Here is a 26,566-nt window from a genome sequence, read left to right as displayed (position 1 = left end):
TGACCCGTGGCGTTGACGGTGAACAACCCGACACGCTGGTGCGGTACGCGTACAACCATGCCGGCGAACTGGTGGCCGTTACGGATCGTAGCGGCCATGTCGGTCGGCGCTTTGCGTACGAGCATGGGCTGATGGTCCAGCACACGATGCGCGGCGGCCTGCAGTGTTTCTATGAGTGGCAGGGTGTCGGCCGCGATGCGCGCGTCGTGCGCCACTGGACCAATGACGGCGAAGCGTACACGTTCAATGCGGATCTCGTTCAGCGTTCGGTGACGATTACCGATCAGATCGGTCGCGTTACCCGCTGGACGTGGAACGAGGATCAGCAGCCGACGAGCCATACGGATGCCGAAGGCCACGTTTGGCAGTTGGAGTGGAACGCAAAGCGGCAGTTGATCAGCACGACCGACCCGGCGGGGAACACGACGCGCTTCGAATATGACGAGCGTGGGCGACAGACGCAGCGCATCGATGCGCTTGGCTAGGTCGAGCGAACCGAGTGGAATGGGTACTACGACCTGCCTGTAGCGGAAACCGATCCGGCGGGTTTTGCGACCGGTTATCACCGGGACGAGCGCGGGCTCGTGTATACGATTCGCGATGCGCGGGGTGGGTACAAGTTCCTCGAGTGGAATGGCCGTGCGCAGTTCAATTTTTGTGAACACTCAACTGGAGAGGAATCATGGGTGCGTGGGGTTTTGAACCGTGGGGAAACGATGAGTCAGTGAGTTGGTTTGCGAAATTCATCAAAAGCTGCAATCTGACCATGGTAAAAGATAGTTTTGATAATTTCAATGAAGCGGACGAATTTAAATACGAGCAAATCAGGGCCGCATGTTATATTTTACAGTTTTTGGCAAAACCTTATATTTGGCAGCAGGATGAAAAAAATGGAGATGCAAAAAAACTTCTCGAGAGGGGTATAGAAATTCTTGGAAATATGATAAATCCACCAAATTCAAAATGGACATTCTTGGAAATGTGGGATTCTGAAGATGGAATTATCAGATCGGTTGAAAGTCAGATTTTGGAATTAAAAAAATGTCTTTCCGAATGGAAGGCTTGAAGTCTAAAAAGTGACGCGCTTCCGGCCAAGCAGTGGCAGTACGACGCGGCGGGCGACGTCGTCCAGAAGCGCGATCAGCGCTACGGGACGACGAACTACAGTTACGACCCAACCGGCCGCATTGAGCAGGCGACGGGGCCAGGCCAGCCGTCCGAGGTGTTCCGCTGGGATGCCGCCGCGAACCTGGTATCGAGCGACCACCCGGGCGGCTACGTTGAGCACAACCGGCTCAAGATGTTCGAGGACAAGCGCTTCGAGTATGACGTTTATGGGCGGCTGGTTCGCAAGCTGAGTGGTCACGGGCCTTCCAAAGAATTGGCTCTCGAGTACGACGATTGGAATCAGCTAAAGACCGTCGTGACGAAGGACCGGCTTGGTGTCGCGACCACGCATTTCGAATACGACGCGTTCGGTCGGCGGATTCGGAAGCTCAATGGGGGTTATGCGAGTACGGACTTCCTGTGGGATGGCATGCGGCTTGTGCAGGAGACGTATCACGATCGTCAGGGTGAGGAAGCGCTGACGTATTTGTATGAGTCCAACAGCTACGTACCGCTTGCGCGGATCGATCAGGCGGCGCCCGCGGCGAACGACGACGATGCGCGCGACACCGTCTACTATTTCCATAACGACGTGTCGGGGTTGCCCGAAGAGCTGACCGACGTCGACGGCGAACTGGTCTGGCAGGCTCGCTACAAGGTGTGGGGCAACGCAGTTCAGGAGGAATGGATCGCGCGAGCGCCGCAGCGGCCTGGGCCGGCGTGGGGCGAATTGCAGGCGGCGGCTCCGGTCCCGACGCATGTGCCTCGGCCGCAGAACCTGCGCTTCCAGGGGCAGTATCTGGACCGTGAGACCGGGCTGCACTACAACACCTTCCGGTTCTACGATCCGGATATCGATCGCTTCATCAACCCCGACCCAATCTCATTGCATGGCGGGATCAACCTATATCAACATGCACCGAACCCGATAAGCTGGGTTGATCCTTGGGGTTTGACGCCCTGCCTTGGTCTCCCGTCAACACGTAAGTCCAGTGGCACTGGATCTAGTTATGATCGAGTCAACGGACAGGGACTTTATGTTTTGCACGATGGACAGAACATCTTGTACGTCGGTAGAGGCGATGCACCTTCGCGACTGGGCATTCATGCCAATACGCCAGGGAAGTCCCAGTTGATGCGGTTGAATATTTTTGATAATAATTTGACGAAGTCTGAGGCGAAATTTTTGGAGCAGAAGATTATGGGCTTGAACGGTGGCGCGCAATCCGACAATCCGCTAACGAATCTTCTTAATCAGATTCGTTCGTATAGTCAAAAAAATCCCAACGCGAGTGCTTATGATGTCGCGGGACATAGTGCTGAATGGCGGCAACAAATATTGAGCGACACGCTTTCTGTTTTGCAAGGTCGCTGACTATGAATGTTGTATATAAAGAGGGAGACGTTTTTGTTATTGCGTTGAGCGATGGGAGGTTTGCCGTCTGTCAGATAGTTTTTTACTCTCAAGGGAAATTTAAAAAGTCATTTGCTTTCTGTGTTTTGTCAATCCAGGAGGGGCGAGATTTTGATCTCGATAGGGCCGATGATTTCCCTCCGATGACTTTCCTGAAATTCAAGAGGGAGGTTCGTATTATATTTGCCGGTATTCAGCTGATTGCAAAAGGTGAGTGGCCAATTATCGGGCATTCTGATTTATCTGATGATAAATTGGCGATGAAGATTTTTAATTATGCGGGTGGATTATTCGATGGGGATGAGGAGATCGGGCGCATTCCTGTTTCCGATTGCTCGAAATACACAACGATGGAAGTGTGTGGGTTCGATCTTGTCCAAAAGATACTGATGGAGAGGTAACTCTCTATCAATATGTACCCAGTCACGATTTCGTTGATGGACTGGTCGCATTGAACAGGCGGCCAGGCCGAGATTGTCGTCGGAAGTGTCTCGGTGGGATGCTGCGGCGAACCTGGTGTCGAGCGATCACCCCGGAGGCTTCGTTGAGCATAACCGGATCAAGATGTTCGAGAACAGGCGCTTCGAGTATGACGTCTATGCGCGGCTGGTTCGCAAGTTGAGAGGGCACGGGCCGGCTAAAGAGCGGGCCCTTGAGTACGACGCGTTCGGCCGGCGGATTCGGAAGCTCAATGGGGGGATATGCGAGTACGGATTTTCTGTGGGACGGCATGCGGCTCTCGCAGGAAACACATCACGATCATCAGGGTGAGGAAGCGCTGACGTACTTGTATGAGTCCAACAGCTATATGCCGCTGGCGCGGATCGATCAGGATAAGGCGGCGGCTAACGACGCCAATGGGCGGGATCCGTTCGGGCTGTCCCCATGCTCAAACAAGTCCACGCCAGAATCATTTGAGGACTGGGTGGCGCGCAGTCGTGGCAAGGCCGATGTGTACCTGAGAAGTGCAGAGGGACAAGAACCTAGTTGTGTCCGGATAGCAAAAGATCCGTCTACACGGTACGCGAAAAACCGTGGTTATGGCCTCGACTTGCTTACAGATGAGACGGGGCAGCTTCCGAGAAGTCAGGCGAGATCAGTTGAGCAGGCAGTAATCGACGCAAAGCGTGGCGAATTTGCGAATATTGATAACAGTATTCATCCGAGCCGCCCTTTGTATAACGCATGCTGTAGCATGGGATTGAAATTGGTTGCAGGATAACGGATGGGGGCATCTATTCGAATGAGGCAAGTGAAAATGAAGGAAGTGATTAATCTCCTGGAAGGCGGAAAAAAAGCAAAACCGGAAAGAGGGGATTTATTTATCATGCATATGAAGGGAATTGGGTTCATCCCGGGTCTCGTCGTGAAGGATGATTTCAAATATGGCTCAGAGGAGCTCTGTATAATTTATCTGTACAACGAGATTTCGGCTGAGAGGGATTCAAAATTCACATTGGATAAGAATAATTTGATTGTGCCGCCTGCCCTTGTTACGACGATGGACTGGAGGGCGAAGGGAGGGTTTAAGAATATCGGGCGCCTGCGTGAATCGGATATGAATATTTTTCCGAATCACTGCTTTTATGATCGATTAAGGAGGCGCTATGTTGACAATAATGGTGAGGTATGTGAAAAATTCGAACCATGTGGAATTCGTGCGATTTCAAATATTGGCTCGGAGGCTATAGGTATCTATACAAAATTAAATCCTGACATCGAGGTTGTTGAATAATTACGGATTCGACGAAGTAAAAATTGAAGCACTATCGGACGGGGTGGCATGGTACTGCGGGAGTATGCGTCGGGGTTCCATGCAAGTCCTGCAGGGGGCGCGATGCAACCGCTGTCGTAGGCACCGGGGCCTCAGGGCAACGTGAAGGCAAGGAGGCGGAGCCATGCCTTGGGGCATCCTTGGTTGAAGAGAAGAGTTCGCTTGGTATTTTAAATCGCGTAAATAAAGCAGATCGGTTGCTTATGAAGAAAGAGTATTTCTGCTCCCGAACGGAGTTTTTATGCGGCCTCGGGGAGATTTTTACGGAATTTGTTGATGGTGTCGCGACGCGCCAGATTAGTCGGCCTGACAATGGACCTGTCTACGCATCATCGTCCAGGCATGATTGGAACCCTGATATTGGTTTTTTGCTATTTGATGGGATGAGGGATGAGCTTGAAATCATGCCGCATGACGAAATCAAGGAGGAGGATTTCGAGCGTGCCTGGAATGCTGCTGTGGGCAACGTTTCTTAACTAAGTAGGAAATGTGAGGTACCTGTGAAAACCTCGCCCCCTAAGTCGGACAAGTTTTATCCGTATCTGAAGACCGGTGATGCCGCGGCCAACTTGGTGTCGAGCGATCACCGTGGCGGCTTCGTTGAGCACAACCGGCTCAAGATGTTCGAGGACAAGCGCTTCGAGTATGACGTTTATGGGCGGCTGGTTCGCAAGTTGAGCGGTCATGGGCCGGCCAAAGAACTGGTACTTGAGTACGACGACTGGAACCAGTTGACGGCCGTCGTGCCGAAGGACCGGCTTGGCGTCGCGACGACTCATTTCACCACGTGAGTACGACCGAAATTCAGTTTATTCCATCCGATCTCCATGGAAATATCCGGCACACGGGATCGGCGGCAGACATGGGGAAGGCACGATGCTAGACAAACTTACACAACTCGGAGCAGCCCCGATCGATTTGCCGCTAAAAATGAAGACGCAACTGCTGGTCGACTTGGAGGCTGAAGTGGGTCCGTTTCCTGATGACTACAGGAATTTATTGCTCCATTTTGGGGGAGACATTGAGTTCACCTCGTTCATCAAATTTAGTACCGATGAGCCGTCGCCATGGGCCGCAGAAGATGGCACCGATGCTCTGGAGATCCTCTACGGGCTAGTGAGCAAGTACGGTTTGTCGATGATCCAGATGTTTGAGACGTATAAGGGGCGTATAGCAGCGGGTTGGATTCCGATAGGAGAGGCGCCGGGCGGTAACCAAATATGTTTGAGGATCGATGCATCGGATGGTTCTCAATCGGTTGGGTTCTGGGATCATGAAAGTGAGGTCGGGCCGGGCTTGATGCCCAGTGGTGGCGGCCTAACGAAAATCGCCAGCTCCTTAGGGGATTTCGTTAGTCGCCTTACACGAGAGGATCCTCCAGAGAACACGCCTCGTGCTGTCAAGGTAGATCTCCAGTTTTGAAAGGATCGGGCCCGCGTCTTGCCCCCCAACATGGGTAGCCTGTTCACAAGTTGAGTGGCTGCGGGCCTGCGAGGAACTGGCTGTTGTGTACGATGATTAGAACCGGTGAAAGACAGGTCTGCCGAAGGTTGAGGTGTGCAAGATGAGTGTGAAATTAAAGAAATTTTTTGAAAAGAGATTACAGGAAACTCTAAGCGAAAATATTTGCGAGAGTGGTGTAAAAGTATTGAGGGGTGAGGTTCTTATTGGTCAGGAAGAGGGGCGCAGTGGGCGTATTGGGTTCCGATTTCTGAAGAGCGCCAATGGCTATATTCTTTCTGCCTCCGCTGATTCTCGTGAGCTACAGGATTTTTATAAAAACAGCAATCCACCATACAAGCCGAAAATACCAACGGGTCTTGTTCTTGCGATGAATACATCCATGGAAACAGTAAAGTCGTTCTCGCCTAATGCCGGTGGCGCAGTTGATTTTCCACGGAATGAAATGGAGGTTGAGTCGACGTGTCGGTGGATATGCGAGAAGGTGGCGAATGTTTATTTGCCAAGGGTGATCGACGTGGTGGAGGTTAAGCCTGGCCTGATTCGTGATGTAATGGAGAACCCCGGCTACTATTCATATCCATTTTTGACCATCGTTTTTGCGGCGAAGAAGAATGATATTGCGATGGGTGAGCTTGATGTTGATTTTATTCTTGGAAGGAAAATATCTTCGAATAAATCGTTTGATGGAGAGGTTATGAACAGGATTTTTGGATTGGATTGATGGCGATTTTGGGACGGACTGGGTAAAATTGATCGATGAAAAATCCATAGAGAATTTTAAATATCCTGCCCCGATTTCTTCGGGCGGAGGATGCGACTTGTATGAATACGTACTCAACCTGCTGTCCTGGATCGACCCGTTGGGGGCGAGTAGCGTCTCGTTTGGCGGATGGAAGTTAGTCGGCGGATAAGCCCTTGCCTAATGGTGGCACACCGTCATGGAATCATGTTCAATCCGGGTATTGGAAGCATCGAACGACTTCGGAGAATTTCGGATAAGTGGTTCAGCGTCAATGAAACATGGGGCTGCCATATTGGATGGAGATGAAATCCGTATGCCTTGATGCGGTCGTAGTACAGCTCAAGGGTCGGCTCGGCGGACATAGGTACGCAATTCATCTACGGTAACGATGGTACACGACCGATGCCGATCTCCTATGATGTCCTATAGGGTGGGTAGGAGATCATGAGTGCAATACTAACGATTAAGAGCCAAAAATGATAGATGAAGAACTAAAGCTTGCTCGGAGTGCCTTGAAGGAATTTATGTCGGAAATGAATCAGTGGGAGACTCGGTTCTACCGGGCCAAGCAGAATGCGTTGCACGAGCATCTGGACACTGAGGCCATTGACAAAGCGGGGCGTAGTAATTTAATCGAGATTATTAATAGGTGGGCGTTTCCGGATAAGGCGAACGGGGGGCGTTTAATTGACCTTGGTTGTACTTCGCCGCCGTCATACGATCCGGACAGTTACGTAGAGGATGGCGCTGAAATGGAAGGCGGAGTGGCAACTTTTACTATTTGCCAAACGACAGGGTTGAAAAATAAATTCCGATTCACGTTGAAGTGTCAAGACGGAGAGTGGAAAATCAAGAAGAAGGAGCTTCTCAATTTTAAGGATAAGTGGCAGCGATCAGTTTTATAGCTACACCTCACGTTGGTTACGACGTGGCTGGCCGTCGTGCTCGGCACGTTGCACAGCAGGCAGGGTGGTGGGCGAGTTGCTGGCGAAGTAGTGGCAATACGACGCTGCGGGAAATGTGATCCAGAAGCGGGATCTGCACGATGGCACGACGAGGTATCGGTATGACCCGATGGGGCGCATTGAACAGGCAGCCGGGCCAGGATTCCCGTCGGAAGTTAAAGATGCCGACGTTGCAGGCCGTCATGTCCATCGCCGATGAGTCGGTGTTCTCGGACGCATACCAGGCGTCAAGTTTGTTGACTCGTTCCTCTGGAGTTCGCGGATTCCTCCGGTTTATGACCGCATGTTGGAATGCCGTGGGTATTCGTTCTCAGATATCGTGATCATTGACGAAACGATCAGCACCATCGAGCGGAACGCGCGAGAGTTTGTTGGGCCTCATCCAGGAGGTGGTAGCTATTTAGGGGAACGTGGCCCCGGAATGATTCAGTTTCTACGATCGAGAAAAGCTGACTATGTTCCTGTTCCTCCACGTGATGGCAGATTAGCGGCATCTTTCGATCCGAGTTGGATCCCCCCAGGATCTCATTGATTAGGGCCGCCGATGCTAACAAGGTTACGCATATCTGGAATAATGCTTTCTCGAACCGGCCGGCCACGAGCATCGGTCAAATAGGTGCGGAAGAGTTGAGGGGGTGGGAAATGATTGATTGCATTCAAGGAAGAGACGGTCGAGTTTATGCGGTAATTGATTATTTTCCTGATTCCAATGTCGAGCATTGTTTTAATGGAAAAATCATTGAGTATAATTTTCCGGATGAGCTTGCGGCGCTTATTGATGAGTATGTGAGTTTGATCGATGGTGTGGTACTTTCTTTGCTAGATGGCGTAGAGGAGAGAATTCATGAACATGGATTGATGTTGAAAGGCAAGGGGGCATATATTTTTAATTTGGAAATATATAAAAAACGGATGTTGTGTTTTTTGATAGATATCCGACTGGGAGGGGTTTCCTGGATGAATTCCATAACAATCCAAAATCAGGTTGATAGTTGGTGGTGTTATTTTTGATTCGTCTGCCTTTGGAGGGGCGTGAGGCCGACGTTTAGTCCGATAGCTGGAACAGTGAAGGATTCAGTTCTTGAGTACGGCGATTGGAGTCAGTTAAAGCCCGTCGTGACGAAGGATCGTCTTGGGATCGCGGCCACGCATTTCGAATCCGACGCGTTCGTTCGGTGGATTCGGAAGCTCAACGGAGGTTACGCGAGTACCGTCTTCCAGTAGGACAGTATGCGGCTCGTGCAGGAGACGTATCACGACCGTCAGGGTAAGGAAGCGCTGACGTACTTGTATGAATGAGCCCAACAGCTATGTGCCGCTGGCGCGGATCGATCAAGGCAAGGCGGCAGCTAATAATGCGGATGTACGGGATGCGGTCTACGATTTCGACGACGATGTATCGGGGTTGCCGGAGGAGCAGAATGACGCCGACGGCGCACTGGTGTGGCAAGCTCGATACAAGGTTTGGGGCGCTGCGGTGCAGGAGGAGTGGATCGCGTGAGCAACTAACCAGTCGACATCGGTATGGAAGCACGCACATGGTGCGACTCCGCTACTTGCTCACGTGCCGCGGCCACAAAACATTCGCTTCCAAGGACAGTATCTGGACCGAGAGTGAACAATGCCAAAAGAGAGTCTAGTCAAACTGCTGAATGAGTGCGGCGGCGCTTACCCACGATTTCTCCAAAAAGCCATAGAGAACACAAAATCACAGCGGTGGGGGACGGGTGTTGGTGCGCCGTGGTCTCTCGAACCCTATCGTATGGAAGTGTTGGGAATCAAACCCGGTCGTATGTTGAAAGGAGAGTCAAAACCCGGTCCTCGACGATATCGCTATTCGTATGACAATGAAGGACGTGTCATACATGTAGTCAAATATGGAAAATTGATCGGGCCCGCTGAAAACCGCGATTGGGTGCGATCGGATGAGTTTTATGACTACTCTGATGGTGTCGCGACACGATACGTATATGACAATACCTTCCGTGAAAATCCAGATTCAGAAGTAACTCGCATTGTGCGACTTTCCGCTATTAATGATGGATTTAATGGAGCATTTCAGATTGAGGGGGGTGATCTCGAATATACAGAGACGATTTACTCTCGAACCACCTCTGGAGTCATCAACAGAATTACCGTTCAATGGCCGAATGGCCCTTTTCCGGATCGTGTGCTTGAAGTAATTGGGGAAGGGGATGGCGTGACTATTTTCGAAATTCGTGACAGAGGGAAAATTCGTGTCTATCCTGAAACCTGACTCTGCGAAAAATAATTACTTCCGCCATGAGACGGCGGTTCAGCGTACCGCTGGAGGAACCGCTGACTGGGTAGCTGCAATGAAAAGCTCACCTGGAATGCAAAGGTAAGACACTAGCTGCAACTCTGGATCCGGCTCGAACAGTTGATGCAAAGTACGGGGCCCAACTAAAAAGTGCCGTATGGGACAATATTGTTGATTGTGCTGCGAGCGTACTGGCTTCCGGTCGGACAGCATGCCGCTCGTGAAGGAGAAGTATCGCGATCGGAGTGGTGACGAGGCACTGACCTATCTGTACGTACTGGACAGCTATGCGCCATTGGCGCGGATTGACGAGGGCGCGCCTACTGCCAACGACGCTATAGCATGTGACACTGTCTATTTTTCCACAACGACGTTTCGGGGCCGCTGGCGGATGGGGGGCATGAAAAACAATACGCTTGATTCTTTGGTGGAATCAATTCAAGGCAGTGTGCAAATAAAGAGGCTGTTGATTGACCGGATGTCCAGGGAAGAGGCTGGCGAGATCAGGTTGAATCTGGTTTATATTGAGTATGATTTTTTGTTACGCAGAATAGCGATCGAATATTATGTAAGGGATGGTGAGTACCCCAATGTGGAGATGAGTTTTGGTGAATTCGAGGTTTTTTTGGGCAAATCTTGGATAATGGGCTGGCATCGGTAAATATATGGGCTGAAGACTGGGTGATAATCGCAACTTCGAACCCCTGGAATTGATCTTCAAGCGAGAGTGAGAAATTATGCTTGAGGCGAACGATGTCAGTCGGCCATCGGCTGGATAGTGAGAGCGCTCCCTGATGGTGAGCCTATTCCAATTTACCGGGGAGGGAGCCAGATGGAGGATCTGGAGAGATTGAGGTCGCTTGGTGAAAGATCTAGAAATCGTCTGTCGGACCAGGAAATTAACTTTTCTTTGGAGTATATTGATTTCAATGAGGCGTCTTTGGCACTGGATGTTTTGTGTAATTATTTGTGCGAACGCGGTGCTTCCATTTCAAAAGACGAGTATGGTGAGGTTTCTTTGTTGAATGACAACTTCGGGGCACCCTTAGGGAAGAAAACTCTCTTGTGCCTGAAGAGCTTGATTTGTGCCTGTCGGTGATTGGTCAAGATTGTAGATGTGATCCGAAATTTTTCGATAGATCCGAAGTGACACCGCTCATGAGGCTATGTTTATTGATATTGAAAATGGCTAAATTTGAAAAAATCGGGTTTGAAGAGGTTCTTCTGGGTGTCTTGCGCAATCGACTCACGGGGAAATCAGGCGTTACAGTGCGGAAGAATTTGTCTATTTCAATCAAGGCGAAGTCCGGTAAGGCGGAACTCAGTCTTGTTTACGTGAAATGGGCGCATGGATACTATTTGGTGGGATTTGCCGATCATGCTGAATTGGGGGAGTTTGTTGCGAACTGTGCAATCCCCTACAAGCCGCAAAGTCTCTCAGGTCATCAATATTGTTTCTCGACGTTGTCCGAGGACGATAAAGGTTTTGCGAACTCTTGCAATGGGCATTTCCAAATTCCATCTCGGGATGAGTGGGTTGATGGCGCTTGTGATGAAATTGCAAATAAAATCATGGAAGATTATCTTCCGCGACTGGAAAGCCTGTTGAGACTCGATTTAAGTGTGGTCGAACTTGCTCGTTCTGAGCCACGAGATTTTTCCTACCCATTGGTAACGGCGCTGTATGTTGCGAAGGTGAATGGTTTGGGTGTGTCGGAATTTGACATGAAAAAATTTGTCAAGGCGAAAGCCTCCGGGGATATTGAATATGACAAAAATCTCATCGAAACCAACCTGAGACCGGAGTAGGTTGATTGTTGCAGTTGCACAATGCTCTCAGGTCAGTGCATGATCGACTGGGGCGCATTGCGGTTCGAGAAACTTATACCCGACCCGCGCGGATGATGCTGTGGTTGGTCGCTTTGAGCAAGATGATCAGCATTGGGAAATTTTGCGAACATGAGAGATGCAATTGAGAAACAACTCCGATGGGATGAAAAATTATCCCAATCAACAAACCAGGAGATAGCTCTCGCGGTGAAACAGCGCAATGACCTACCGTCATCACCGTTCCATAGAACGGAGGATGGACTCGCAGACTTTCGCGGTTTTCCGTTAAAGGTTCAGCTTTCGAGGATGACGATTTCTGATGTCGATTTTTCTGATTCCATCTGTCTTTTGGCTGGGTCGTTGAATAATTGTAATGTCAGGCGGAGCAGGTTTTCTGGTGCTAAATTTGATGGAAGGTTTGTCGGATTTTTGTTTGAGGATTGTGATTTTGAAAAGGTATCGTTGAAAAATTCCGCTTTAGGATCGGCGTCTTTTTTAAATTGTAATTTTTCCGGTGCGAACATGATCGATGTGATGGCTCGAGGGGCTTCCTTTGCAAAGTGCTCATTTGATCGAGCGAATATGAAAAAGGCTGTCCTTCTTGCTTGTACATTCCATGACTGTACCTTCGACGGCGCGAAATTCAACAATGGATCTCTGGTTGGTTGTAAATTTTTCGGGAATCGTCCGACTGATGATCAATTGAGTAACACAATGATTTAAGTAAGATAACTGTCGTTGGATTCCGATTCGGATATCTTGAATTTATCAATCGGAAACCACTCAGACTGTTTGTCGGAGGACGACTCTCTTCACAACGACGTGTCGGGGCTTCCGGACGAACTGACCGACGCGGATGTCGAACTGAGCTGGCAGGCCCGGTACGAAGTATGGAGCAGCACGCTCCCGGAGGCTTGGATCGCGTGGGCGTTGCAGCCCGCCAACGCCGGAGTGGGTGACGTGCGAGCCGTGACTCCAGTGCCAACTAATGTGCAGCGGGCGCACAATCCGCGTTTCCCGGGGGAGCATCTGGACTGCGAGAAAGGGTTACAACAAGGTCAGGCTCTACGATCCGGACATCGGGCGCTTATCAATCCGGCCCCAATCTGGTTCACGGGCAAAACTAGTCCCTATCGATATATGCTCAACCCGATTTCATGGACTGACCCGTTCGGGTTGTCTCCGTGCTCAACCAACTCCACGTCGCGATCGTTTGAGGATCGCATGGCGCGTAGCCGTGGCAAGGCGCGATGCGCATCTGAGATGCGCAAGGAGGAAAGAGCGAAATTATCTCGTGATAGCGAAAAACAAGTCCGTGAGGCAAACCGAATGTCTTGGCTCTAACCTCGGTTCGTTTGCAGATGGGACAACGTTTCCAATAAATCCTGCGAGAGCAGTTCATACTTGGTCGACCTAGAGACTGGGGAAGTGCGCGAAAAAGCGGGAACTCGCTTCTTTGCGGGGCCGGATGCCGCAGTGCAGTTCAGTGGCTCGAACGGAAACTATCTAACTAACAACGCACTCGTGTATTTTGTAGCTCAGTCATCCAAGTAACCCAGGTCGATGTGCGCGAGCCACGGCCGCGTCGACGCGAGCTGCTTCGGTAAATACGCCAGATTCCGGTGACTTGCTTTGCCCACGATAGCTGCGGCGACCCGGGCACAGCAGGATTCATCATCGACCTCAGACCAAATGCGACTGAGCGGCTCACGATGAGGGAGGGGCAAATGTTGAATAATGTAATTGTTCCGGGGAAATCGCTCGGAGGAATTCTTCTTGGTGAGGAAGTTAAAAATGTTGTCGATAGACTGAGTGGGGCGCATCTAATTGAGTTTCTGGATAAAAATACTTTGAAGGTCGATGGTGGAGTAATTACCATCTACCATGACTATGTGGACGGGCACATAGAAAATCTAGCGTGTAATGCGAAATTTCACGGGAGTTATCTGGGGAAATTGTGGCCTGGGATGAGTGTCAGTGACGTGTTGAAGACGACAAAGAAGCAGATGGCATGGTGTGGATTCGTCCAGGTTGATGGCATACAGGGAGTGGGTCTTCCATTGCCAGGTGAGTTTGATGATTTCGAAAAATTGATTGATTTTTTGGATCCGGAATTTATTTTCAATGAGCTATGGGTGTATTCTTTATGAAGTTAAGTGTGCTTTGTTGATGAAAAGTCGGGCACGCAGGGGTTGATATATTTGACGACGGTTCGGGATAAGTGTGGAAGGTGGAAATCGGTGGGTTCCGGAGGAATTTTGACCGACTATCAAGACTTGCATGCTATTTTTGAGAGGATGAAGTTGGAATGGTCGGTTGAGCGGAAGGCCATCCACTTTGGTCGGGAATGTCCATTCTTATTAAAATGTTGCATCTTTGACGGCATTGCGGGCGACGTCGCGATCGAAGGTATTCCGGATTCTGCATATGAACTCATAGCGTTTTGGCGAATTTCTGATCACGCAGATTTGTTCAAGGATGTTGGGTTTGGACAATGGGGGATCGAGGTATTGTCGCCTTGGGAGGCAGTTGAGGCGACTTTGAAGCAAAAGCGAATTCGTGGCCGAGAGTTTCTGGATGGTGATGTTATTTTTGCTCGTTTTTATGGGGATTCTGAATTGTTGTTGATGGATTCGGAGGGGGCTGTTTACGTTAGTTTGCCTTTGGATGGTAGATGTAATTGGCCGCGGGTAGCAGATTCATTGAAGATTTTTTTGGAACGGCTGATGGATTATCAAGGGGCCAAATACTGGGATGGACCGAAAGGTGTCTCCTGAGAAAAAGTGTCGTTCCAATATGGCGTCTTCGTGTGAATCGAAAGAGATGTCTACGGAATTTATCGGCAGCGTCGCGAGTCGCTAGATTTGCCCCCTCATGACGCACTGGTCTACGCATCCTCATCCGATGTGCCGCGTGCGCGTATTGACCAGGGTAAGGCGGCGGCTAACGACGCCAATGCGCTGGGCGCAGTTTATTATTTCCACGACGACGTATTGATATTGTTGAGAAAGCTGAGTAGCGCTGTGGGTGAATTTATTTGACACGCTCGCTACGAAAGTTTAAGGTAATTCGGTGCAATCTTTTGGAAGTGATCGTGGTTTGGGATGATCCATATGAGGGAGGATATGCAATCTTACAATTCTCTGATTGAGCTGGTTGAAAATATCCCAATCCTACCAGGAAAGGACTGGATCTATGCCAACTTGGATTCATGGAAAAATGATCCAGAGGGTTCGAGATTCTTCCACATCCCGTGGGAATACATTCAGAGTCTGGATGATGATGGAATTTATCTGGATGATGAGGGTATGGAGATGCCGAGGACGGTTGAGTCGTATGATTTAAGGTGTTGGATGCTGGTAAATCAACTGGACTATATTTTAAAGAATAAGATCGGCAGTGGAGGGGGCGTAAAGTGGTTTGTTGATGAGGTAAATTACTATCGTGAAAATGATCGGTTTAGGTCTTAGTTTTTGAGAATTGATTCGTTTTTTTGAATTTTATCCGAGTCGGAAAGCTGGATTGCCCCGTGCCGCTCGTCTGTATGACCAGGGCGCGCTGGTGGCGTGATGCCGACGTGCAGAACTTTTATAACAACGTGAGAGGATGGCCGGAGGCACTGGCCAACGCGAACGGCGAGTCGATCTGGCACGCCCATCGAGTGGTTTAGGGTAGCGGGGCGCAGGAGGACTGGGTCGTGCAGGCTCTGTAGTTGCCGGTACCAGGATGGGGCGAGGTGAAATTAGCTCCTGCGACCTCTGCCCACATGCCACGGCGGCAACACCTACGCTTCCAACGAAAATGCCCGAATCGTCAAATCAGACTCCACTACAACTCGCTCGGGCTCTATGATCCCGATATCGATCGTTTCATCTACCCCGATCAGATCGGCCTGAACGGTGGGCGTGATCTATATGCGTTCGCTGAGAGTCCATTGATGCGGGGGGGGCGCCGAGGTAAGCAAGCGACCACGAACCACATGAACGGTGTCAGGGATCAGAATCTTTGCTAACCGGCACGTTGTGCGGGGACGTGATGCGTCTACAGGAGGGGGCATCGAGAGACCAATTGGCCCCCATTCAATGGAACTGGACGATATGGCAGTCTCTATATAGGCATGACATTCAGAGATTTCCAAGGCAACCCTGTTCATATCCAGACAGTAAGCGCTGGGCCGATGCGCCGAATGTCTCAATGGGAGCGGGCGAACGCTAATCACATCACGGTACCGGATCCGATTGCGATTGTTACCACGACTGTCTAGGGATCGATCTCGCGACTTAGGGATTTGAATCCGACGATAGTGACACCCTGAACCGCCGCTACCCAGATGAAAGAAAGGAGGCAATTTTGATCCCTAAGATGCCAACGTTGCAAACCTTCATGACACGTGTTGACGAAGCGGCTTTCTCTGATTTGCTGAGAGCGTTCCTCATGTCAAATTTATCGACTCGTACATATGGAATTCGCCCTTTCCCCCTGTACATCACAGCATGTCCGGGTGTAACGGGCAGCCATTCTCCGATGTCGTGATTCTCGACGAAGCCATTTGTACTGTGGAACGCTATACGCGTGAATTCGTTGCTCCTCATCCAGGCGGGTCTGGCTATATTGGATCTATGGAGGGGCCGGGGGCCATTCAGTTTCTACGGTCACATGAAGCTAAATATGCACCGGGTAGCCTGCGAGACGGTCGTTTGGCGGCATCCTATGATCCTAAATTAGATGAGGCAACGGATCGGTTTGTTAAGACGGTTTGGAAAATATTCAAGAAATTTTCGATGAAGACGTTCTTGATTGACCTTGAGACTGGTGATGTTAGAGATAAGCCAGAGACCCGATTTTTTGCTGGGCCGGATGCGGCAGTGATGTTCGATGGTTCGAAAGGGAACTATCTAACTAACAACACACTCGCCTATTTCGTAGCAAAATCGTCAAAATGAATTATGTGCTCGAAGCACCTGGAAAATGAGCGTGTTCGATTAGTATTGAAATGCGGGGCGGCGTACTAGCGCTTCCGATTGCACAGCTTCCGTTTCGTGTGCCATTCTCTCATGGTTCATGCGATTCATGGACGCTTGCTTTTGCGATCACATAAAAAAGAATACTTTCACTCAAAGACGGAGTTTCCGTGTGGCATCGGATAAATATTGACGGAGTTTATTGACGATATCGCCATGTCGCCTGATGTGTGAGTATGGCTTGTCGTCGGATGATTTCTAGAGAGGGCAGATACAAATGACTGATCACGATGAACCGAGAAAGAGTGTTTCCTTAAAAATTGGTGAGATTTCTGCGCTGAAGAAGGCAATAATGTACTTGAAATTTTCTTGCGACGATGCAGAGGCGGATATTTTTGCCTCTAGTCCGCTAATTAACGGTGCGTTTGAGAGCCTTGTTAAGGCGGGTGATCTCGGCGAGTTGGAAGTCAGGTTTTACCAGAAAGGTAACAAGGAAAACGAGAACTATGTACTATCCAGGATAGGCGAAATTGAAGCTCGTGATGGGAAGGAAATGAGTGAGGAGCTGAAGAGGAGGGTATACGAAGCATGGGTGTATCCGTTCCGTTTGACGAGCGATCTTGATGGATAATTTAAAGAGAAAGCGGCAGGCGATCGTCGAGGGCATGCTCGCGAGTATCCAGCCGCACGCGGCACGACTGTCCTGAGAGGATCGGACGACGCCTCATGAGTGTGGAAACGTGTGGGAAGTGGCCCCGGAGTAGCGTCTGGCAACGGGCGCATAGAGGAATTTATGACAATGAACTCGATGGATGTCTTGAAGAAATTTGTCTCCGGAGAAATGAGTCCACTTGAGTTTGAGAAAATTCTTTGTGTAGATAAAAATTTGGAGGAGATATTGTCCGAAAGCCCTCCGATTCCTCCTTACGCGGAAGAGAGGGGGCTCTATTTGTTTTTAGTATCTAGCAGCTACCAATCCTTGGGCGCCGTTTTGGATGCGCAAGATGCTGTGTATCAGTTTTTACATGCGCGTGGGGTAGGCGTGACGCCGTCAAGCAAGATCCAAAACCAGATAGACGAAATGCGCAAGGTTTTGCCAAAATGGTTGAAGATCCCTGACGAGATGTATGGTGAGATTCGGCAGCGTGCCGCCGGATTGGCTGGCGCCGAGCTTATTTCATTTATGAAGGGCGAAATAGAGCGGCGTTTTGTTTGCCTGAGTAAGCCTCCAAAATGGATTCAGGATGAGTTTTGGCCTGTGTTGGATGGAGAGCCGTTGATTTTTGTTGGTCAGATCGATGTCTCAAAAATTCGTCATGACACGTCGTATGTTTACGTATTCTCAGGCAAGTCTGGTAAGTACGTCACGATTGAACAGTCTATGTGAATGTGTCACGGGGCAGGGAGAGGTGGCGGCGCGGGGAGCAGGATCCTGGTCGAATCTGTTTGAGGAATCGCGCATCGGATAGTTCTCAAGTTATCGGATTTTAGAATCTCGATGGCATTAGGCCGATGCAATATGCGGTGCTGGAAGATTTAAATGATTTTAGATCGGCCATTGTTCCGGACAAGTGAGTCGAGTATTCGAGGTTCCAGGTTGACGTGGAGGTGTCAAGTGCATTCCGTTCGCGTAGTGTGGCTATCCAAAGAAGATGGTGGAAGGAAGCGCCCTCCGATGGCCGGGAAATACTATTCAGTCTCTCGATTTCCCGAGGATGTTGATTGGCAAAACAATGCATGGAGTGTTGTGTTGGACCTGGAGGATCCTTGCCAGGATGATGTTGGAATGGTTAGCCTTGGAAGGGTTGGTTTTCTTGTAAAGGGTGCCCCTGAGGATCGAATGACAAGTAATAAATTATTTTATATCTATGAGGGCCACAAGAAGGTAGCGGAAGTGATCGTGCTCGATTGACGTGAGACTGGTATCAATTGAATTCGGCGGGGTAAGTTGCGTTTGAGGTATTGCGAAACAAATGTAGATGACCGCCGCGAGATGCATGGTCGCGAGTGTTCGAGTATGTCAACTCACTCGCTACGTATCAGAGAGGATGTGTGCGCATGGTCGAGTTGAGTGTGAGCAAGCAATGTACACGCGGATCTTCGTGGTAGCAGTCACAATCGAAGAGGTAGCCAAGAGAAGCAACGCCTCCGCGAAGGATGACGAGCGAGGCGCTAACTGTTGAGGTCGATAAATGCTGGTTGAGAGTTTATTCAGCGGTGATGGCTTTGATTTTTGTGATCAAGGCCCTTCGGTGTCGGCAGCAATAGTGAGGGAAGTGCTGTCCGGAGCTCACTTTAACGGAGTGGATGATTTTGTGGGGTTCTATGTAAAAAATAACGGCGGATATTTTAACGGTGGGGCGTATTTCTATCGGGATGTTTTCTTTGATCTGGCTCCTGGAGATTTTGATTCGATGGAGGTAGAGGGTTTTTACTATCTTGGTGAAAGATATTTCGATGAGAATGAGGTTAACCTCCGTTCTGCAGAGAAGGTTCGCGGACTGAGGGCGAAGTATTCCGAAAGGCGAGACAGGTTTTGCCGGACACACTTTCCATTCGCTGGAGATGCTGGCGATAATGATTTTTGGATTGATGTGGAGACGGGTGAAGTAAAATATGTGTTGTGGGAATCGGATAGGGATGTGGATGACGCGATTAGTATCGCGCCAACGTTTTCCGATTTCGTAAATAATATCGTGCCGCGTCGACGTAAGGTGCAACTTGACTGAATCGAGGTGAAGGTGTGTCTTTCTGAATGGTTCGTTGAGTGAGCTTTGTGGTTCGAATCGGCGGCATGGCTTTCATATGAACTCATGCGAAAAACGATGAGGGCGATTGCAGGTCGGTCGGGATTCGTATCGGTAGTGACGAGGTTTTCTACTTCCTTTCGACGAAGGGATGGGGTGTAGCGATGGCTTCGCAATGGTCTCGATTTGTGATTGAGTGGTCGACTCGATCCGAGTCGGTGGGTGCACGGATTTTCGTGCCGCCCGTATTGTCGAGAGGCCTGCGATCCGTACGGGAAGGTAATGCGTCGAAGATGAGCATTCTCGGCGAAATGAAGGTGTAAAGCGGGTCCGACATTGAGGGGTGAAATTTGCTATCGAATGCGATCATCAAATTTTGTAAAGATAGGAAATGGTGGTTTGATGACGTTGACCCGGCGTGTAGAAGTGCCCTCTTGAAAATTGGATTGGATATATCGTCGGATTTTGCGCAATTTTATTTGCATGTGGAAGATGGTCCGACCTTCACGTCCCGGAACGGCGAGATATATCAAATCTGCTGGTTTTTGAATAACTCTGACTATGATGGAAGATTGAGGGTCGCACGCGAGGTTCTTGAAATTCCAGTGCAGTATATTCCGTTGGACGCATTCCCCGGGGGGCGGGGGTATTTCTATGACACGAAAACGGGTGGGGTTTTTGATGTTGGGCTAGGGAATTCTTTGGAGGAGTTCGTGAGTGGGGGTATGGTGGCTCGATGGAGTGATTTTAATGAATTCGTTGAGTGGTATTTCGATATTTGAGGGTTGTATAAGTTTGAGGTGCGATGCGCCGCGGTGGAGCGTATTGCGCGTGATGCAGAAGGTCATGCTTTTGTTCAAATCAGGTGACTCATGATGCTGGATAGGCCAGGGCTTTATGTGACCGATTCGGACGAAGCGAAGCGCATTGCGGAAGAATGCGGTCGCGGTGATTGGTTGGTTGTCTTCTTGCCTGCAGGCATCGCATCGAAGGAACAGTTCTTCGACGCGATTCGTAGTACATGTCCACTAGATCCGCCCTTGTACAGCAATCGAAGCTGGGACGCTTTGGCTGATTCCCTGTCGTCGGGATTGGATGAAATAGAGCACGAGAGAATCGCGATCTTCTGGCCAAATTCGGACTGTCTGAGCGCAGTCGAACCTGAAGCCTTTTCTATTGCGACGGATATACTCATCGATCTGTGCGTGACGCTGGCTGATCCGGACGTAACGGGATCCAGAGCGAAGACGCTGCTGGTTGTTCAAACTCCAGGTCGGGTGTGAACAAGCGGGCACGGTGGGATCCTTGTGATCCCCGTCAACCGTCCACCAGGTCGTACAGGCTGTCCCTCGTGCTCCGTTGCTGAAGAATCGGGGCAGGCTGAAGTACGACGCGCATGGCGAGGTACTCGACGAGTACACGCTGACCCGCTGGTTTGCATACACCTACCGATCTTGGCAACGCCGTCAGCACCACGATCTCAGGTGAGCGCGCAACTGCGACGCCGAAGGAGGTAGCACCCATGTACACCGGAATCGTCATTTACGGAACCGATCCGACTCAGGCGGCATCTGCGCTGGCAGTCGCCCGGAATCTCTTTTCCCAATTTGGTAGCAAGGCAACCAAAGTGTCCCTTTTGGAATTCGTCGTCCAGAACGGGGGGCGGCTTGTTGGCGAGCGCGAGGTGTTGCTGGCTGACTTGGAGGAGAAGATCTCCGGTGGAGAAGCCACGGCATTTCAGGTGTACAACGACGGGGAAAGTGATGGCGCTCCAGCCATTTCATTTGGCTACAATGTTCCGGCATACGGCGGCCTGTCGTTCATCGACGTTCAGATAGGAATGTCAATTTATGAAATTGATGAAAAAGTAGAGGCATTTGCGAAAATTGTCGCAACGCACATGAGCTTTAAATATGCCATTGCTTATGGCACTGAAAGCGCATCGATTGCATATAAGTATTCAACTGGCGTTAATTTGATTCGAATTTTCCCATTCGAGAATACGTCTCTTTTTACGAGAGATCTCCCTGGCAGATCGCCGGGAACGGCGAGCTACGAGCGCGGAACGCTCAGGATGGTTTATCCGCTGAATGTTCTCAACGGGGAACACATGGAGATCCGCGTCGGCGATCTTTCGTTGAAGGAATGGATCAGATCTGATTCGTCTCGCGGATCATTGGAAAGCATTTCGAACAACATGTGGCTCTGGTCGGTCAAGGAGACGGACTTGCCCGGAGTCAACCACGCGTGCGGAGAGTCCGGGATATTGCTCGCCTGGCAGAAAGCGCCCGTGAATAGGCCGTTGCGAAAGCTACCTTGAGCCTGTTTCCGAAGCGGTGCGCGCACCGTACGCCGCCGAGGTAATGGCCGGCTCGCAACTAGAGCGCTTGGTGATGACGGACTCGCTCAGCGTGTCGATCGGACACTTCGGGTGCGATGTGTTTGTCCGTCGAATTCGCTAGCTAAACAACGGTTGGCGGGAAATCCTACCGATTTGGGGGGTGTAGATGAAGACTTATCGCTCGGTCCAGGACCTGCTCGACGAACTGGACAGTCTCGATTGGGATTCGGCTCTTTTTGTTGATCATCGTGCATGGATGGCCGACCCTTGGCATGCGGAAATTCTCCTTCTGGAAGGAGATGACGAGCTCGAAGATGTTGCTCCTGGAACTCATTTGCCAAAAATTGCAAAGAGTAGAAATATGAGGCAGCTGTTCGATATGCAGACGTTTCGAGGCATAGTTGAATTCGAGCGACGTCGAAATTCGACAGCGTCTTTGGCGGATATTGTCTTTGCGGTCAACTATTACCGGGAAATGGATGATTTCTATGATCCTCAGGACTAAGTGCGCGGCAGGAATGGTTGCTCTTCAGTGGACAAGACTTGCGGGATGAAATTGGCTGCCGTGGCGATGCGCAAGCCGACGCTTGAGATAAAGGGGCGGTGATGGAGCTCACGATACGTCCGATGGAAGTTGATTTTGTCTATGACGAGCTGGATACGAACGCGATCACGTTCAGGCTGGCGGATGGCTATTTCTCCATTCAAACGTGTGTCTATCTTGAAGACGACGAACGGCTGAACGAGCCGATGGTTGAGTTGAGTGATCAGGGCGCGCAAAGTGGCGGGTTGGTGCGGGTTCTTGTTTGTCCACGCGAGATATCACTGCAGTTTCAGGAGAGCCTTTGCTTTCTCGATGAATGCTCGTCGATATCGATTGTGTTTGATGAACTTGTCGATGTGACGTTGGTGGATTTTTTTGTCAATCATTTGTTCCTTGGGGACATTTTGATCTATGGCGACGATTTCGACGCCTCGAAAAAAGTGATCCAGACGAGGAAGAGGGACTACCTTTGAGGTGCTCGAGGAGCGTCATCTCATGCCATTTTCCAGTTGGAGTGTGGATGGCTTGGTGAGGAATCTGTGCCAGCAGGACTGGGCGACGCGCGGACGAGAGCCTGCCCCGGTCCAGGCGTCCGGCCCAGTCAAAGCGGACGGGAACAGGCAGGGGCTTGCATACGCGTGCGGCAGCCCGCGTGGGTGGGGAAATAGGCGTGTCTTCCACTTGACGCAACCGCTGCAGACTGCCCCAACGCGTCACCAGGCGATATTGCAGGACGACCGCGATGTCCCCGCACCGCCAGTGGCCGTGCAACGCGTCCCCGCGCCGTTGTCGTAGAACGTCCGCGTCTCCGGCTGCGGCACCGAAGGATCGAACGGATTCGGCGCGCCATGCGGACCACGTGCCGCGTCGTACGGCCGCTGCGGCGCATACGAACCGCCACTCGCAGCCGGCCGCGAGCCGTTCGCGCGCAGATATTCATTCCAGTTCTGCTCGCGCTGTTCATGTCCAGGCACGGCGCGACCAAAACTTTCGCTGCCGCCCGCGCCGAGCGCGACGCGGCTCGAGGGCAATGCCCAATCGGGCTCGCGCTCGGACGAAGGCGGCGATGCCACAAGCGCATCGCCCGACACACGCAATGGCCGCGTATCCGGCGTATCGAACGGCGTGCGTTCCACGGGTGCAGAGTACTGCTCGCGGTGGCGGTTCATGCGCACCGCATGCTTGTCATCCCGCGCAGCAGCCCACCGCTCCGAGCGAAACACATTGGCACCCGCCGGCCGATCGGCCAGCGAATCGCGTCCCGATGCATCGGCGGTGGAAACAGAAACAGAAAGAGCAAGCGCGCACGCGATCGCGGCGGCGGAAGAAGAGCGGCAGGGGTGATTCATCAGCGTTCCGAAGCAGGTGATATGCGATGAGAAAAAACGGCAGATCACTGGCTGGCGGCTGGGCGACGGACGGGCGTCGAAGCGGCCCTGAAGCGTCCGCGAAACGCGGCGTGCGCGACTCGCAGGAAGGCTGGCTGGATTGCAGAAGCGAATTCGTATTATTTCATGGAAATAACAATCAGCTTCCAGATGTTTAGTTTTGTTTGTAAACAGAAGGATTTGCCGCCTCGGCCGAGCGCCCCGAATGAGTGCCCGCCCAGGCAATCATCAGTCGATTGATTTTAAACAATCCGACCCTTAGTAGCCCAAAAATGCAACGCTCGGCATCGACATTCGCTGAACCCCAAGCGCAGCAAGGCAACCCGCCAAACCGGCACACTTCATAGCAACCGAATTGCACTCCAGGCAAACGTTCGCGCGCTTCGCGAGGTTGCGCCCCAATCGCTACCGCCTATCCCGAAAACCTCCGTGTTTTCCCTCGGTCGACCGGCATTTTTGACAGACGATTTAAAAACGCCCATATAATTTCGACTGCCTTGCCAACGGCTGTCGGACCATCCCTCCGATCAAGCGGTTTGGCAAGCGGGGCAGGCGAAACGCTTGCGCAATGCAAGACGCATCACGATGTCTTTCCGAACCAGACGTCCCCTTTGGGGACTGCAAGAGCCGGGCCCCGCTACGCAACATTCCGCCGGAGTTCCGTCTTCTATGTGTCTCGGGCGTGTCCCATGTCCTCGCCCCGGGTGCTGTTCGATTGCGCAAGTCATGCCGCCTTTGCCCGTATGACTAACAACATCGAGGAGCTCCTGATGACGCTGTCCCGTCTTACGTCCATTTCCGTCGCCGCCGTGCTGTTCGCCGCCGGCGCCGCCGCCGCGCAAGCGGAAACCGTGAAGATCGCCATCGCTGGTCCGATGAGCGGTTCGGTCGCCCAATACGGCGACATGGTGAAGGCCGGCGCGCTGACCGCGATCGAGCAGGTCAACGCTGCAGGCGGTGCGGGCGGCAACAAGTTTGAAGTCGTGATGATGGACGACGCATGCGAACCGAAGCAGGCCGTCGCCGTCGCCAACAAGATCGTCAGCCAGAAGATCAAGTTCGTGATCGGCCACGTGTGCTCGGGTTCGACGATCCCCGCGTCCGACATCTACGAGAACGAAGGCATCGTGATGGTCACGCCGTCGGCCACCGCGCCGCAGCTGACGGAAGGCAAGAAGCGCCACTTCATCTTCCGCACGATCGGTCGTGACGACCAGCAAGGCCCGGCCGCCGCGCACTTCATCATCAACAACGTGAAGCCGAAGAAGGTCGCGGTGCTGCACGACAAGCAGTCGTACGGCCAGGGCATCGCATCGTCGGTGAAGAAGGACCTCGAAGCCGCGAAGATCCCGGTCGTGCTGTTCGAAGGCATCAATGCCGGCGATTCGGACTACTCGGCGATCATCACGAAGCTGAAGTCGCAAGGCGTCGACTTCGTCTACTTCGGCGGCTACCACCCGGAAATGGGCCTGCTGATGCGCCAGGCGCGCGAGCAGGGCGTGAAGGCCACGTTCATGGGGCCTGAAGGCGTGGGCAACAAGGACGTGACGGCGATCGCCGGCCCGGCCTCGGAAGGCATGCTCGTCACGCTGCCGGCCGACTTCTCGGCCGATCCGGCCAACGCGGGCCTCGTGAAGGCATTCGCGGACAAGAAGCGCGATCCGAACGGCCCGTTCCAGATGCCTGCGTACGCAGCGGTGAAGATCATCGCCGACTCGATCGCAGGAGCGAAGTCGACCGATCCGACCAAGGTCGCCGCGTACATGCACAAGACGACGTTCGACACGCCGATCGGCAAGGTCGCGTATGACGCCCAGGGCGACCTGAAGGCGTTCAAGTTCGTCGTGTACACGTGGCACAAGGACGCGACGAAGACCGCCGCCAAGTAAGACGGAGTACCCGCCCGCGCATTCCGCCCTGTCCGCGACCCGGACGGGGCGGGTGCGTATTGTCCGCGCATCTGCCCATTGCGCGGCCACGGGGCGGCCCGAGACGACACCGTGCGTTGCGCGCGGCCGCGCCGTGATCCGGCGACGGCAGGCGACATGGCGCCAACGGGAGCTTCCCGCACATGACTGACTTCTTTCCGCAATTCGCCCAGCAGCTGGTCAACGGCCTGACGCTGGGTGCGATCTATGCGCTGATCGCCATCGGCTATTCGATGGTCTACGGCATCATCGGCATGATCAACTTCGCCCACGGCGAGATCTACATGATCGGCGCGTACGTGGGCCTCGTCACACTCACCGCAATCGGCATCTCCGCCGGCTATCCGCTGCCGCTCGTGCTCGGCGCCGCACTGATCGTGTCGGTGATCGTCACCGGGCTGTACGGCTTCGCGGTCGAGCGCGTCGCGTATCGGCCGCTGCGCGGCGGCCCGCGTCTCGTGCCGCTGATCTCCGCGATCGGCATGTCGATCTTCCTGCAGAACTACGTGCAGATCGGCCAGGGCGCGCGCGACGTGTCCGTGCCGGTGCTGATCTCCGGCGCGTTCGACATCCATCTCGGCGGCGACTTCGACGTGACCATTCCGTATGCGCGCCTCTTGATCGTCTGCGTGACGATCGTGCTGATGATCGCGCTCACGCTGTTCATCTCGCATTCGCGGATGGGCCGTGCGTGCCGCGCGTGCGCCGAGGACATGAAGATGGCGAACCTGCTCGGCATCGACACGAACCGCGTGATCTCGTTCACGTTCGTGCTCGGCGCGATGCTGGCCGCCGTCGGCGGCGTGCTGATCGGGCTGACGATCGGCAAGCTGAATCCGTATATCGGCTTCGTCGCGGGCATCAAGGCGTTTACCGCCGCGGTGCTCGGCGGGATCGGCAGCATTCCGGGTGCGATGCTCGGCGGCGTGCTGCTGGGCCTCGCGGAAACCTTCGCAGCGGGCTACATGCCGGCCGAGTACAAGGACGTCGTTGCGTTCGGCCTGCTCGTGCTGATCCTGCTCTTCCGCCCGACCGGCCTGCTCGGCAAGTCGGACATCGAAAAGGTTTGAGGGAGACGCA

General features: G+C 52.1%; 32 protein-coding genes and 1 pseudogene. 31 read left to right on the top strand and 2 right to left on the bottom strand.

The features are described from left to right. The 17 genes and pseudogenes from G3N61_RS23270 to G3N61_RS23185 form a co-directional block, all read left to right on the top strand. A pseudogene (locus G3N61_RS23270) lies at positions 1-485 on the top strand (type IV secretion protein Rhs); the annotation flags it as partial. 197 nt (positions 486-682) lie between these two features. Further along, positions 683-1,066 carry a DUF4259 domain-containing protein gene (locus G3N61_RS23265; RefSeq protein ID WP_205823698.1) on the top strand — a complete coding sequence of 128 codons (384 nt, stop codon included), beginning with the start codon at positions 683-685 and terminating at the stop codon, positions 1,064-1,066. A 156-nt stretch (positions 1,067-1,222) separates the two neighbouring features. After that, a complete protein-coding gene (locus G3N61_RS39675; RefSeq protein ID WP_346778582.1) occupies positions 1,223-2,482 on the top strand; it encodes an RHS repeat-associated core domain-containing protein in 1,260 nt (419 codons plus the stop codon). 2 nt (positions 2,483-2,484) lie between these two features. Beyond that, positions 2,485-2,922: an immunity 26/phosphotriesterase HocA family protein gene (locus tag G3N61_RS23255; protein WP_205823697.1), complete on the top strand. Its 438-nt coding sequence runs from the start codon at positions 2,485-2,487 to the stop codon at positions 2,920-2,922. Positions 2,923-3,173: 251 nt separating this feature from the next. After that, complete coding sequence (locus G3N61_RS39670) at positions 3,174-3,743, top strand: hypothetical protein (protein WP_241017870.1); 570 nt, start codon at positions 3,174-3,176, stop codon at positions 3,741-3,743. A 36-nt stretch (positions 3,744-3,779) separates the two neighbouring features. Further along, on the top strand, positions 3,780-4,256 hold the full coding sequence (locus tag G3N61_RS23245) for a hypothetical protein (protein WP_205823696.1): 477 nt from the start codon (positions 3,780-3,782) through the stop codon (positions 4,254-4,256). Between the two features lie 179 nt (positions 4,257-4,435). Further along, on the top strand, positions 4,436-4,771 hold the full coding sequence (locus G3N61_RS23240; RefSeq protein ID WP_205823695.1) for a hypothetical protein: 336 nt from the start codon (positions 4,436-4,438) through the stop codon (positions 4,769-4,771). A gap of 24 nt (positions 4,772-4,795) precedes the next feature. Continuing rightward, positions 4,796-5,086, top strand: coding sequence for a hypothetical protein (locus G3N61_RS23235; protein ID WP_205823694.1), 291 nt, complete (start codon positions 4,796-4,798; stop codon positions 5,084-5,086). A gap of 85 nt (positions 5,087-5,171) precedes the next feature. Continuing rightward, positions 5,172-5,717 carry an SMI1/KNR4 family protein gene (locus G3N61_RS23230; protein ID WP_205823693.1) on the top strand — a complete coding sequence of 182 codons (546 nt, stop codon included), beginning with the start codon at positions 5,172-5,174 and terminating at the stop codon, positions 5,715-5,717. Positions 5,718-5,859: 142 nt separating this feature from the next. Further along, the gene (locus G3N61_RS23225) at positions 5,860-6,480 is read left to right on the top strand and encodes a hypothetical protein (protein WP_205823692.1); all 621 of its coding nucleotides are present in this window, start codon (positions 5,860-5,862) and stop codon (positions 6,478-6,480) included. Between the two features lie 497 nt (positions 6,481-6,977). Next, the gene (locus G3N61_RS23220; protein WP_205823691.1) at positions 6,978-7,406 is read left to right on the top strand and encodes an NTF2 fold immunity protein; all 429 of its coding nucleotides are present in this window, start codon (positions 6,978-6,980) and stop codon (positions 7,404-7,406) included. A gap of 115 nt (positions 7,407-7,521) precedes the next feature. Continuing rightward, entirely contained in the window at positions 7,522-7,665 is a 144-nt protein-coding gene (locus tag G3N61_RS39665) for a hypothetical protein (protein ID WP_080741488.1), read from the top strand. 308 nt (positions 7,666-7,973) lie between these two features. After that, positions 7,974-8,477, top strand: coding sequence for a hypothetical protein (locus G3N61_RS23210; protein ID WP_205823690.1), 504 nt, complete (start codon positions 7,974-7,976; stop codon positions 8,475-8,477). Positions 8,478-8,757: 280 nt separating this feature from the next. Then, positions 8,758-8,967, top strand: coding sequence for an RHS domain-containing protein (locus G3N61_RS39660; protein WP_241017869.1), 210 nt, complete (start codon positions 8,758-8,760; stop codon positions 8,965-8,967). Positions 8,968-9,087: 120 nt separating this feature from the next. Further along, positions 9,088-9,723 (top strand): hypothetical protein, encoded by a 636-nt coding sequence (locus G3N61_RS23200; protein ID WP_205823689.1) that lies wholly within the window; start codon positions 9,088-9,090, stop codon positions 9,721-9,723. Between the two features lie 235 nt (positions 9,724-9,958). Next, complete coding sequence (locus G3N61_RS23195) at positions 9,959-10,408, top strand: hypothetical protein (protein WP_205823688.1); 450 nt, start codon at positions 9,959-9,961, stop codon at positions 10,406-10,408. Between the two features lie 404 nt (positions 10,409-10,812). Beyond that, positions 10,813-11,556: a hypothetical protein gene (locus G3N61_RS23185; RefSeq protein WP_205823699.1), complete on the top strand. Its 744-nt coding sequence runs from the start codon at positions 10,813-10,815 to the stop codon at positions 11,554-11,556. A 314-nt stretch (positions 11,557-11,870) separates the two neighbouring features. Here G3N61_RS23185 and G3N61_RS39655 read toward each other — a convergent pair whose 3' ends face one another. Next, entirely contained in the window at positions 11,871-12,101 is a 231-nt protein-coding gene (locus G3N61_RS39655) for a hypothetical protein (RefSeq protein WP_241017868.1), read from the bottom strand. Between the two features lie 1,098 nt (positions 12,102-13,199). Here G3N61_RS39655 and G3N61_RS23170 point away from each other — a divergent pair. The 12 genes from G3N61_RS23170 to G3N61_RS23110 all read left to right on the top strand — a co-directional run bounded on the left by G3N61_RS23170 (position 13,200) and on the right by G3N61_RS23110 (position 22,643). Next, the gene (locus G3N61_RS23170) at positions 13,200-13,727 is read left to right on the top strand and encodes a hypothetical protein (RefSeq protein WP_205823684.1); all 528 of its coding nucleotides are present in this window, start codon (positions 13,200-13,202) and stop codon (positions 13,725-13,727) included. Between the two features lie 108 nt (positions 13,728-13,835). Further along, positions 13,836-14,354 carry a hypothetical protein gene (locus G3N61_RS23165; protein WP_205823683.1) on the top strand — a complete coding sequence of 173 codons (519 nt, stop codon included), beginning with the start codon at positions 13,836-13,838 and terminating at the stop codon, positions 14,352-14,354. A gap of 348 nt (positions 14,355-14,702) precedes the next feature. After that, entirely contained in the window at positions 14,703-15,047 is a 345-nt protein-coding gene (locus tag G3N61_RS23160; protein WP_205823682.1) for a hypothetical protein, read from the top strand. Positions 15,048-16,106: 1,059 nt separating this feature from the next. Next, a complete protein-coding gene (locus tag G3N61_RS23150) occupies positions 16,107-16,520 on the top strand; it encodes a hypothetical protein (RefSeq protein WP_205823680.1) in 414 nt (137 codons plus the stop codon). A 295-nt stretch (positions 16,521-16,815) separates the two neighbouring features. Further along, positions 16,816-17,169 carry a hypothetical protein gene (locus G3N61_RS23145; protein ID WP_205823679.1) on the top strand — a complete coding sequence of 118 codons (354 nt, stop codon included), beginning with the start codon at positions 16,816-16,818 and terminating at the stop codon, positions 17,167-17,169. A gap of 168 nt (positions 17,170-17,337) precedes the next feature. After that, entirely contained in the window at positions 17,338-17,925 is a 588-nt protein-coding gene (locus tag G3N61_RS23140; protein ID WP_205823678.1) for a hypothetical protein, read from the top strand. A gap of 805 nt (positions 17,926-18,730) precedes the next feature. Beyond that, positions 18,731-19,267, top strand: coding sequence for an SMI1/KNR4 family protein (locus G3N61_RS23135; RefSeq protein WP_205823677.1), 537 nt, complete (start codon positions 18,731-18,733; stop codon positions 19,265-19,267). Positions 19,268-19,719: 452 nt separating this feature from the next. Then, the gene (locus tag G3N61_RS23130; protein ID WP_205823676.1) at positions 19,720-20,067 is read left to right on the top strand and encodes a hypothetical protein; all 348 of its coding nucleotides are present in this window, start codon (positions 19,720-19,722) and stop codon (positions 20,065-20,067) included. Positions 20,068-20,157: 90 nt separating this feature from the next. After that, a complete protein-coding gene (locus G3N61_RS23125) occupies positions 20,158-20,568 on the top strand; it encodes a barstar family protein (RefSeq protein WP_205823675.1) in 411 nt (136 codons plus the stop codon). Between the two features lie 239 nt (positions 20,569-20,807). Beyond that, on the top strand, positions 20,808-21,605 hold the full coding sequence (locus G3N61_RS23120) for a hypothetical protein (RefSeq protein ID WP_205823674.1): 798 nt from the start codon (positions 20,808-20,810) through the stop codon (positions 21,603-21,605). Between the two features lie 187 nt (positions 21,606-21,792). Continuing rightward, positions 21,793-22,131 (top strand): hypothetical protein, encoded by a 339-nt coding sequence (locus tag G3N61_RS23115; protein WP_143331087.1) that lies wholly within the window; start codon positions 21,793-21,795, stop codon positions 22,129-22,131. 122 nt (positions 22,132-22,253) lie between these two features. Next, complete coding sequence (locus G3N61_RS23110) at positions 22,254-22,643, top strand: hypothetical protein (protein WP_205823673.1); 390 nt, start codon at positions 22,254-22,256, stop codon at positions 22,641-22,643. A gap of 240 nt (positions 22,644-22,883) precedes the next feature. Here G3N61_RS23110 and G3N61_RS23105 read toward each other — a convergent pair whose 3' ends face one another. After that, positions 22,884-23,519: a hypothetical protein gene (locus G3N61_RS23105; protein WP_205823672.1), complete on the bottom strand. Its 636-nt coding sequence runs from the start codon at positions 23,517-23,519 to the stop codon at positions 22,884-22,886. A gap of 809 nt (positions 23,520-24,328) precedes the next feature. Here G3N61_RS23105 and G3N61_RS23100 point away from each other — a divergent pair. Beyond that, positions 24,329-25,447 (top strand): branched-chain amino acid ABC transporter substrate-binding protein, encoded by a 1,119-nt coding sequence (locus tag G3N61_RS23100; RefSeq protein ID WP_043180283.1) that lies wholly within the window; start codon positions 24,329-24,331, stop codon positions 25,445-25,447. A gap of 182 nt (positions 25,448-25,629) precedes the next feature. Next, complete coding sequence (gene livH, locus G3N61_RS23095; protein WP_043180281.1) at positions 25,630-26,556, top strand: high-affinity branched-chain amino acid ABC transporter permease LivH; 927 nt, start codon at positions 25,630-25,632, stop codon at positions 26,554-26,556. Positions 26,557-26,566: the final 10 nt, after the last annotated feature.

The organism is Burkholderia sp. Ac-20349, assembly GCF_017104865.1.
Lineage (GTDB): Bacteria > Pseudomonadota > Gammaproteobacteria > Burkholderiales > Burkholderiaceae > Burkholderia > Burkholderia aenigmatica.
This window is presented reverse-complemented; position numbering and strand designations above follow the sequence as displayed.